General features: G+C 74.4%; 11 protein-coding genes. 2 read left to right on the forward strand and 9 right to left on the reverse strand.

The genetic code is table 11. The features are described 5' to 3' along the window. Positions 1-458: 458 nt before the first annotated feature. Positions 459-872, reverse strand: coding sequence for a cupin domain-containing protein (locus ACFC1F_RS28435; protein ID WP_209412697.1), 414 nt, complete (start codon positions 870-872; stop codon positions 459-461). A gap of 51 nt (positions 873-923) precedes the next feature. On the opposite strand from ACFC1F_RS28435, the gene ACFC1F_RS28440 reads away from it, so the two are divergent. Next, positions 924-1,916 (forward strand): GlxA family transcriptional regulator, encoded by a 993-nt coding sequence (locus ACFC1F_RS28440; RefSeq protein ID WP_209412696.1) that lies wholly within the window; start codon positions 924-926, stop codon positions 1,914-1,916. Positions 1,917-1,954: 38 nt separating this feature from the next. On the opposite strand, the gene ACFC1F_RS28445 is transcribed toward ACFC1F_RS28440, so the two are convergent. The 6 genes from ACFC1F_RS28445 to ACFC1F_RS28470 all read right to left on the reverse strand — a co-directional run bounded on the left by ACFC1F_RS28445 (position 1,955) and on the right by ACFC1F_RS28470 (position 6,936). After that, positions 1,955-2,467, reverse strand: coding sequence for a DUF3291 domain-containing protein (locus ACFC1F_RS28445; RefSeq protein WP_376162494.1), 513 nt, complete (start codon positions 2,465-2,467; stop codon positions 1,955-1,957). A gap of 32 nt (positions 2,468-2,499) precedes the next feature. Continuing rightward, complete coding sequence (locus ACFC1F_RS28450) at positions 2,500-3,243, reverse strand: helix-turn-helix transcriptional regulator (protein WP_376162496.1); 744 nt, start codon at positions 3,241-3,243, stop codon at positions 2,500-2,502. Between the two features lie 156 nt (positions 3,244-3,399). Continuing rightward, the gene (locus tag ACFC1F_RS28455) at positions 3,400-4,401 is read right to left on the reverse strand and encodes a DUF389 domain-containing protein (RefSeq protein ID WP_376162498.1); all 1,002 of its coding nucleotides are present in this window, start codon (positions 4,399-4,401) and stop codon (positions 3,400-3,402) included. 160 nt (positions 4,402-4,561) lie between these two features. Next, positions 4,562-5,206: a hypothetical protein gene (locus ACFC1F_RS28460; RefSeq protein WP_376162500.1), complete on the reverse strand. Its 645-nt coding sequence runs from the start codon at positions 5,204-5,206 to the stop codon at positions 4,562-4,564. 12 nt (positions 5,207-5,218) lie between these two features. Then, on the reverse strand, positions 5,219-6,106 hold the full coding sequence (locus ACFC1F_RS28465) for an HAD family hydrolase (protein WP_376162502.1): 888 nt from the start codon (positions 6,104-6,106) through the stop codon (positions 5,219-5,221). 236 nt (positions 6,107-6,342) lie between these two features. Then, entirely contained in the window at positions 6,343-6,936 is a 594-nt protein-coding gene (locus ACFC1F_RS28470; protein WP_209412690.1) for a hypothetical protein, read from the reverse strand. A gap of 183 nt (positions 6,937-7,119) precedes the next feature. Here ACFC1F_RS28470 and ACFC1F_RS28475 point away from each other — a divergent pair, with 183 nt between their 5' ends. After that, positions 7,120-7,707, forward strand: a complete 588-nt coding sequence (locus ACFC1F_RS28475; protein WP_376162504.1) for an exonuclease domain-containing protein — start codon at positions 7,120-7,122, stop codon at positions 7,705-7,707. 156 nt (positions 7,708-7,863) lie between these two features. Here ACFC1F_RS28475 and thpR read toward each other — a convergent pair whose 3' ends face one another. Together thpR and ACFC1F_RS28485 are read right to left on the reverse strand one after the other, a co-directional pair. After that, positions 7,864-8,481: an RNA 2',3'-cyclic phosphodiesterase gene (thpR, locus tag ACFC1F_RS28480; protein ID WP_209412688.1), complete on the reverse strand. Its 618-nt coding sequence runs from the start codon at positions 8,479-8,481 to the stop codon at positions 7,864-7,866. A 178-nt stretch (positions 8,482-8,659) separates the two neighbouring features. After that, positions 8,660-9,400: a class I SAM-dependent methyltransferase gene (locus ACFC1F_RS28485; RefSeq protein WP_376162506.1), complete on the reverse strand. Its 741-nt coding sequence runs from the start codon at positions 9,398-9,400 to the stop codon at positions 8,660-8,662. Between the last annotated feature and the right edge of the window lie 291 nt (positions 9,401-9,691).

Below are 9,691 nucleotides of genomic sequence, written 5' to 3' on the forward strand. Positions count from 1 at the left end.
GTCCTTCGCCAGGACTTCCACCACGGTGTCGCCCCGCTCGGCGGCGACCAGGCGGATCAGGCCCGCCGGGATGTCCAGGACCGCGGCGACGGGGGTGGGGGTGTCGAACTTCTGCATGGTTTCTCTCCTGCGATCGCGCTTGCACTCCGTGTTTCTGACAACGGAAAAGCTACGTTGCTTTCCATTTTCTGACAACACGTTCGTTGCGCGATAGCAGCATCAGTGCAGCTCAGAGCGATGAAATCGTTGCACTGGGATCAAATCTAACGCAACGACAGCTACCGGAGTCGTTGCAATGGAGTGAGGCGGACGCCGCTCGGGGCGGAGACCGCCACCCACGAGGAGGACCGCGACGCGGAGAAGGCGCACCCGGAGCGGCGCCGCGTGCAGGGACGCGCGACGCCGGCTCCACAGGGGGCGGTGCGGACGGCGAGCGGGCCGGGGGCGGCGCCGCGGCCTCAGGGGGTGAGGGGGTGGCCGGTGGTGGCGTCGACGTGGGCGGGGACGGGGTCGTGGCGGTCGCCGACGGTGGGGGTACCGGTGGGCTCGAACATCAGGATCGCGGCGCCGGCGGGGGCGTGGGGCTTGTGCTCGGTGCCGCGGGGGACGGTGAAGACGGCGCCGCGCGGGAGGCGGACGGTGCGCTCGCCGTCCGGTTCGCGCAGGGAGATGAACAGCTCGCCGTCGAGCACGAGGAAGAACTCGTCGGTGTCGTCGTGGGCGTGCCACAGGTGCTCGCCCCCGACCTTGGCGACGCGTACGTCGTAGTCGTTGACGCGGGTGACGATGCGGGGGCTCCAGAGGGTGTCGAAGGAGGCCAGGGCCTCGTCGAGGGAGACGGGTTCGCGGTTCGCGGTGCTCGTGTCGTCCATGGCCCCATCCTGGTGCGGCGGCACGACCGGGACGAGTGCTAGGAATCGCACATGCCGCATGATTCCTCTCAGCCGCCCGCCCGGGAGCGCCTCCACCGGGTCGTCGTGATCGTGGACGAGAACTCCAACCCGTTCGAGCTCGGCTGCGCCACCGAGGTGTTCGGCCTGCGCCGGCCCGAGCTCGGCCGGGACCTGTACGACTTCCGGCTCTGCTCGCCGCGGCCGCGGACGGCGATGCGGGACGGCTTCTTCACGCTGACCGGCGTCGCGGACCTGGAGGCGGCCGACGACGCCGACACCCTGATCGTCCCGAACCGGCCCGACGTCGAGGTGCCGCGCCGTCCCGCCGTGCTCGACGCCGTCCGGCGGGCGCACGCGCGCGGCGCCCGGCTGGTGGGCTTCTGCAGCGGCGCGTTCACGCTCGCCGAGGCCGGGGTCCTCGACGGCCGGCGGGCCACCGCGCACTGGCAGTGGGCGGACGCCTTCCGGGCGCGCTTCCCGGCGGTGCGCCTGGAGGAGAACGTGCTGTTCGTCGACGACGGCGACATCCTCACCGCCGCAGGCAGCGCGGCCGCGCTCGACCTCGGGCTGCACGTCGTGCGCCGCGACCACGGCGCGGAGGTCGCCAACGCGGTCAGCCGGCGGCTGGTCTTCGCCGCGCACCGCGACGGCGGGCAGCGGCAGTTCATCGAGCGGCCGGTGCCCGCCGTCCCGGACGAGTCCCTGGCGCCGTTGCTGGCCTGGGCGCAGGAGCGACTGGACGCGCCGCTGACCGTCTCGGAGCTGGCCGCGCGTGCCGCGGTCAGCCCGGCGACGCTGCACCGCCGGTTCCGGGCGCAGCTGGGCACGACCCCGTTGGCGTGGCTGACCCGGGAGCGGGTGGCGCTGGCGTGCCGGCTGATCGAGCGGGGCGAGTCGCGGTTGGAGCTGGTCGCCCGGCACAGCGGGCTGGGGACGGCCGCGAACCTGCGGGTGTCGATGCGCCGGGCGACGGGTCTGGCCCCGTCGGCGTACCGGCGCCGGTTCGGCCCGGATGCGGGGTGAGCGGCCGGGAGGCCCGGGCCCCGGCCTAACGCCCCGGCCTACGCCCCGGTCTCCCCCGCCGTTGCCGGGAGGTGCTGGGCGGCTTCGGCCGCGGTGTAGGAGGAGGCGAAGGTGAACGCGCGCGGGGAGGGTCCGTGTGCCCGGAGGTCCGCCAGCCGTTCCAGGGCCTCGCCGACGGTCGGGAGGTGGCCTGCGGGGACCCACCAGAGCACCAGGTGCGCCTCGATGTGGCGTTCGAACCATGCGCGCCGCTGCCGCACCACCTCCAGGTGTCCGCTGCGGTAGGTGAAGTCCCAGAGGGCTTCCTGGGTCTCCCAGACCGACATGTTGACGATGACGTCCTCTCCCGCCGGGCGCAGGCCGGTGGCGTCGGCCTCCCCCTCCTCCGCGAGTCGCCACACGAAGCCGGGCGCGTCGTCGGCGGCGGCGTTGACCGGGTCGAGCATGTCGACGAACGGTGCCAGGCGCGGGTCGTCGAGGGGGTGGCGAAGCGTCGCGACGTTGAGCTGGGCGAGGTGGGCGGCGTGCGTGGCGTGGGTGGCGGCGGTCATGGCCTCATCCCAGCACGCCCCCGCTTTCTAAGTCAATGTTCATTGTTTTTAGAAGCTTCGACCACCACGCAGCACTCCCCCGGCCGGGCGTCCATGCGGGCGCGGACCGGGCCGTCCGTGCCGAGCAGCCCCTCCAGCAGTGCGAGGTTCATGCCGCACACGAGCGGCGGGAAGCGTTCGGCGACGGCGTGGAAAGGGCAGTTGCGCATGCGGACGACGTGCGCGACCGGCCCGCCCGGCCCCTCGGCGCCCCCGGCCTCCCGGGCACCCTCCGCGCCCTCGACACCCTCGACACCCTCGACGCCGCCGACGCCTTCCAGGTGGGGTTCGTAGCCGCGGGCGGCCAGCACCTCCATGGCCTCCGCGAGGCCGCCGCAGGGCGCTGCCGAACCGCGCAGGGCCTCGCCCCGCCGGCGCGCGGCCGCGCAGAGCCCCGCGTCCAGCCCGGCCTGCTCGGCGGCCTCGGCGAGCAGCTCGGCGGCGGTGCGGTAGTCCCGGGCGGGCAGCGACACCGACCGCTCGGCCGGCGACCGCGTGTACACCTTGGCGGGGCGGCCCGCCCCCGGCCCCGAACGGCCCGTCAGACGGCGGCTCCCGCTCTCCAGCAGCCCGGCCTCGGCCAGCCTGTCCAGATGGTGCGCGGCGAGCGTGCGCGCCACCCCGGCCGCCTCGGCGGCCTCGTTGCGGCCGACCTCACGCCCCTGGGCCACCACGTACTCGTACAGGCGGCGGCGCACCGGGTCCTGCAGTACCGCGATCGCGTCGATGTCGTTCACCCGGCCATTCTAAGAACAACACAGGTGGGAGATAGAAAGCCGGGAGCCGGCCGGCAGGCCGCCGGCGCCGGACGGCGGGAAGCGGCTGCGCAGGAGTCACCGGCAGGCGGCCCCGCCTGCCGGACGGAGGGGCCACGGCAGGTGACCGCGACCGCGTCAGCCGCCGACCCGCCCGGCCTGGATCCGGCGGCCGGCGGTGGTCGTGACCACCACCGGCACCCCGTCGGGGACCTGCCCCTGGAGGTCGGCGAGGAGGGATTCGATCGGGGGCAGGTCCCCCGGCGCGCGCACCTGGACGGAGAGGGTCCGCGACTGCGCCTGGACGTTCACGACCGACGCCCCGGGCGTCCCGGCCAGCCACGCCGAGGCGGCGTTCGTGGCGCGCGTGGTCCACAGCTGCACCAGCACGGAGGCCGCCGTGTTCGCCGCCAGCAGCAGGCCGACGGCGGCGAACAGCAGGCCGACCGCCAGGTAGGTCCTGCGCGTGGAACCCACCTCGCGCCGACGGCCGGCCGTCGCGTAGCCCAGGCCGCCGAACACCACCATGCCCGCGGTCACCAGGGCCAGCAGGTTGGACACGAACAGCACGAACGAGCCCAGGGCCAGCCACCAGGCGGTCTGCCCGGCGCACACACCGGTCACCACCAGCGGGGGCACCAGCGAGATGGCGATCGCCACGCCCGGCATGACCGCGGCCACGTCCCTGCGGGCAAGCGCCACGGCGCCGGCGAAGCCGGTGGCCAGCGCGGCCACCAGGTCCATCAGCCCGGGCGAGGTGCGGCTGGAGATCTGGCTGTCCGACAGAAGGTCGTAGGAAGCGGGCAGCACCAGCGAGAACAGCGCCCCGACCGCCACCACCAGCAGGCCCCCGAACGCCACGAACAGGGCCGCCGTCGACCGCCGTCGCTGCACCGCACCCAGCGCGATCCCCATGATCGGGGTCGACAGCGGCGCGATGATCATCGCGCCGATCACCGTGGCCGTGGAGTCCGTCAGCACCCCGCCGGCCGCGATCACGGCCGACAGGAACAGCATGGTCCAGAACGCGGACTGCTTCGCCCGCCTGTCGCCGACCGACAGGTCCAGGTCCTCCTCCAGCTCCTCCAAGGACCTTCGCTGATGGTCCGGGAGCACGCGGTCACGGAGGCTGTTGAGCACCACCCGAGTATCACGCCGGGCGGTACGCCGCCACCGGCACCACACGGCGCCACCCCCCGGACAGAGCATTCCCGGCATTCCCGCCGGCCTCGCCCGGCCGCCGGGACGCCCGGCCGCCGGGACGCCGGGACGCCGGGGCGGCGCCCGTGGTGCGGCCCGGTCAGTCCGGGGTGGGCCAGGTCCTGAGGGGCTTGCGGGCGGCTCCGCTGTTTCCGAGCTGGTAGACGGCGACGGCGGCCGGGCGGACGGTGAAGGCGTCGAACGGCTCGGCCTCGATGGCCCCGAGGTCGTCGAGGGTGGCGAAGCCGACGGTGATGTGAGCGGTGTACCGGCCGGGCCCGATCTGGGCGGGGACGTAGCCGTCGACCCAGTCGAGGGTGCTCTGGCTGATGCCCTCACCCGGGTCGGTGACGAAGGCGGCGGCCGTGCCGCCGGACTCGGTGAACGGGGAGATCGCGGCCAGCAGCGCGGCCTGGAAGTCGAGGACCTGCGGGCCGGGTCGCAGCAGGAGGCCCGCGAGGCCCTGGCCGGGCACGCCCCAGTCGGCGTGTCCGATGGCGACGGCCCGGTAGGACAGGGCACTCGTGTCGGTCGCGGCCAGGGTCCGGTGGACGGCGTCGTACACGTCGTCCAGGTCGGCTGTCCGGACGTAGCGCTGGAGGGTGGTGATGTGCGGCTGGTGGGAGGCGTCCAGGGCGAAGCCGTCCGGGACGCTCCCGCGCATCCGGGCGTTCCAGGCGTGGGCGTGCCGCAGGGTCGCCTCGTCGGGGTTGACGAGCACGTCGACGGCGGTCAGGTCGTTCACGCGTCCTCCCGGTCAGAACAGGGTCGCCCAGTCGCTCTTCATGCTCACGACGGTCCAGCCGAGCTGCCGGGCCGTGGCGAGCGAGGCCTCGGCGCCCTTGGTGTAGGCATACTCGCGCCGGTCGTCGTCGTGGCGCACGAGCAGTGCGAACGCGGCGCTGCGGAGCATCTCGATGTCGACGTCGGCGTTGCCGCCCGCGAAGGCGGGCAGCCGGCCGGTGTGGGCGAAGATGTGCTCGGGCTTGCCCGACCCCAGGTCCAGGCCGCCCAGGAGTTCGCGGGAACGCACGATCCTGCCGTCGGTGTAGGTGTAGGCGGCCGCCGAGCCGATGACGTTCTCCTTCGGGATCCCCCAGGTGTCCTCGGCGAACACGCGCATGAAGTCGCGGCCGCCGCCCGAACAGACGAACACCCGGAACCCGCATCCCCGCAGGAGGTCGAACAGCTCCAGCATCGGCCGGTAGACCAGCTCCACGTACGGGACGCCGAACCGCGGGTCCCGCACCGTCCTGGTCCACTCCCGCACCTGCGCGTCGAACTCCTCGGGCGTCGTGCCCGCCCACGACCGGGCGAACGCCTCCAGCAGGGTCGCCACCACCTCGGGATCCTGCGTCGCCACGCCCTCGAAGAACCCCTGGTCCCGCTGCACGAGCGCCTTGTACGGCTGCCGCGCCGCGAGCGAGGGGTCGGCCTTCACCTCCTCCTCCCAGATCCGGAACACGAAGTCGAACTGGGGTGGCAGCGGCTGCTCGACCCACAGCGTGCCGTCGTTGTCGAACGTGGCGATCCGGTCGGCCGGCTCGACGAACGCCGCCCCGGGCGTCGTCGCCCCGCGGACGTAGTCCAGGACCGCCTGCCTGGCCGGGCCCTCGTTCCAGCTCGCCAGCACCTGCTCGGTCACGGGCCACTCCTCGGCTCGGCGATCGCATCGTCCTCGAACAGCGGCTCAAGGCCGTTCATGAGGCCATGGTCACTCCGGACGGCAGCGGGCGCCCTTCAGACGGGCACCGGGCCGTCCGCCGGTCCCCTCCCGGACGGCGACGTGCGCGCCCGGCGCGGCGGGCGGGCGGGCGGGGACCGGCGCGGCGGGCGTACGTGCATGCGTGCGTGCGTCGCCGCGACCCCGGGTGCCGGCGGTCAGGAGGCAGGCCGGAGCGCGAAGTGTTCCACGGCCCGCTCGGCAACCTCGTCGGGTCCGAGGTGGGTGTTGTCGATCAGAAGGTGCGCCCCGGGGAGATGGGCGAAGTCGTCGACCGAGTTCAGGCGGTACTTCGCGTCCATGCCGACCAGGTTTCCGTTGGACCATTCAAGGTCCCTCTTGGAGGCCTTCTCCGCCAGGCGGGACTCGCCGGCGTTGCGTTCCAGCCGGACGCTCTGGTCGGCGGACAGCTCCAGGAACAGCACGCGCGAACCGCGCTCACGGAACGGGGCGGAGTAACGCTCGACGAGTGCGGCGTCCTCCGGATCGTCGAAGTCCCAGACGAGGGTGAACACCAGCCCGGGCAGGTCGCTCGCGGCGGCCTCGGCGAAGATCTGCTCGCGGAAGGCGTGGTTGAGGCGCTGGAACTGGGGCGACTCGTAGGGGAACAGTCGCAGCAGCGGCTCGATGGTCAGGTGGTTGTGGAAGAGCTTGAACCCCGTGCGCTCTGCTATGGCGCCGCCCACCGTCATCTTGCCGACCGCAGCAGGGCCGATGACGAAGAGCAGGGTAGGGGGCGTGGTGTCGGACATCGCGACAGCATAGGACGCGGAATGATCTTCGTCGACCGCGCGCCGTTCCACGCCCGGGCGAGGGCCGGGGGAACGCGGCGGGATGCCGACGGCCTGCGGGCGCGTGGGGGAAGGCGAGGGGGGCGAGGGGAGCGCAGGGAAATCGGGTGACCGGCGGGCGGTCGCCTCCCTACCCTCGGCGGCATGGACAGCACCGGGGGAACGCCCGCCGAGGGATTGCTCAACGTCGTCGATGTCGAGGCGACCTGCTGGGACGGCCTGCCGCCGCCCGGCCAGGTCAGCGAGATCATCGAGATCGGCCTGACCGTCGTCGACCTCGGCACGGGTGAGCGGGTCGGGCGCCACCGCATCCTGGTACGGCCCGCGCGCTCCACCGTCAGCCCCTTCTGCACCGGGCTCACCGGCCTGACCCAGGCCGAGGTGGACACCGGCCCCGGCTTCGCGCAGGCCTGCCGGCTGCTGGCCGCCGAACACCGGGCCGGGGCGCGCCCGTGGGCCAGCTGGGGCGACTACGACCGCCACCAGTTCACCCGCCAGTGCCGCAGCACCGGTACCCCGTACCCGTTCGGCGGCCGCCACACCAACGCCAAGGCGGTCTTCACCGAGGCCCACGGGCTGCGCAAGCGCCCCGGGATGGCCGAGGCCCTGCGCATCGCCGGACTGCCGCTGGAGGGTCGCCACCACCGGGGCGAGGACGACGCGTGGAACATCGCCGCGCTGGTCCTCGGCCTCTCCGCCCAGGGCGCCTGGCCCGGCACGACCACCCCCTGACCGCCCCCGGCCGACCGCCCCCGGGCCCGGAACGCGGCTACCGGCCGCGGTCCGGGGCGGCGGCTGCTGCGGGCGGGGCGGGGGTGTCATGCTGCGGGGCCGGGGTGTCGTGCAGCAGGGCCGGGGTGTCCTGCTGCCGGGCGCCCGGCCTGCCGGCTACGGCTCGGTGGGGGCGCCGTCGCCCCCGGCCCGGACGGCGGCACCGAAGCGCCACGCCTCGATGTCGCGATAGCGGATCGGCCCGGGGCCACGGCCGATGTTGCTGCCGACCAGGTGGAGGCGTTCGGCCCGCCACGGCCGGCCGACGAACCCGGCGAGCCCGGCCGCGGCCTGCGGCACGCTGGCGGGATCGTCACGGCGCGACCGCGCCAGGGTCAGATGGGGGCGCAGCGGGCGCTCCCTGAAGTCGATCCCGCAGGACCTGACCAGGTCCCGGACGTCGGCGGCGAGCAGGTGCAGTCCTTCCAGGTCCCCGTCGATCCCGCTCCACAGCAGCCGCTGGTCGAAGTGGCCGCCGCCCCGCAGGCCCAGTTGCAGGGCGGGGCGCGACGCGGTCGCACCGGCCAGCGCCGACCGCAGCGGCGGCACTGCCGTGGAGGGCAGTTCGCCGAGGAAGGCCAGGGTGATGTGCCAGTCCTCGATCCGGTTCCACCGCAGCCGCGGGTACCTGGCGTAGGCGCTTTGCAGGGCCCGGGCCAGTTCGTCCTTGGCGTCGTCGGGCGGAGCCAGTGCCACGAAGACGCGCAGGGTCGAGGGCTCGGGGTGATCGTCCACGAGGGGGGAGGGTAGCCGAGGGGCGGGCCGCGTGCGCCCGCCGGGGCGGCCGGGGGCCTCGGAGGTGCGGCGGGTCCCCCGGCCGTCTCCCCCCGGCCGTCTCCCCGCCGTCTCCTCCCGGTACCCCGCCCGGGCGTCCCCGGGGTCGCGGCCGGCGCAGGTGCGGCCGGCCGGGCGCTCAGCCGCCCGGCCGGCCGCCCGCTGCCGCGGCGACCACGAACCAGTGGGCCGGCAGCGTGACCCGGGTGCCGTCCGGGTGGTGCTCGCTCATCGCGAGGTCGGTCCCGCCCTGGTCGAGGATCTCCAATCCGGCGCCGCGCAGCAGCTCGGGCAGTTCCCCCGGGGCGACTTCGGCCGGGCGCAGTTGGTGTCTGCGGACCTGTCGGAGCTTCTCAGGCGGGCCCCCGGGTCGTTCGGCGACCTGCTGGAGCACTGCTTTGGCGGCGGCGGTCGGCTCGACCACGAAGCCCCGGCCGCGCCGGCCGAGCAGCAGGGCGACGGCGGCCGCGACCGGCGGCCGGGCGGGCGGGTCGCTCTGGTGGAGGACCGCCCGCAGGTAGACGTTGGCCTCGCCGAGCCCCTCGCCGAGTCGCCGCACCCCCGCCAGGTCGGTGAGGTCGAGCTGTTCGAACTCGGCCACCGCGTCGCGGTCCGCCCGGCGGGCGTGTGCCACGGCCGAGGCGGACAGGTCGACGCCCACCGCGCGCGGGAACTGCCCGGCCAGGTAGCGGGTCTGGGTGCCGTTGCCGCAGCCGAGGTCGACGACGGGCAGCGTGCGGTCGGCGTGGGCCGCGAGCAGTGCGGTGTGCGGGGCGGCCGTCAGCGTCGCGTCCGCGTCCCAGAAGGGCGCACCCGGCTCGCCCGTGTTCTCGGCCCAGAAGCCCTCCCACGCGCGTGCGTAGCGCTCCGAAGCACTCATCGGCAGGTCTCTCCCCTGTGTCGTGGCGGCGATGACAGCCTCCATACCGGCCCCGGCACCGGCGGAAACCACGCGGCCCGATCCTTCACCCCGTGTTCGACCCCGCACCGGTGGAACCACCGGATCGGTGGAACCACCGCACTGGTGGGCCCCAGCCGGGCCGGACGCCTCGGGAGACGGTCGTGGGGGGGGCCCGGGCCGGGGGGCGGGGGGGCGCCGGCCCCCCCCGGGGGGGGGGGGGGTGTGAAAAACAACACAGGTGGGCCCGCCACAAAACGGAGTAGTTAGGGG

The sequence above is a fragment of the Kitasatospora sp. NPDC056181 genome (genome assembly GCF_042266225.1).
Taxonomy (GTDB): Bacteria; Actinomycetota; Actinomycetes; order Streptomycetales; family Streptomycetaceae; genus Kitasatospora.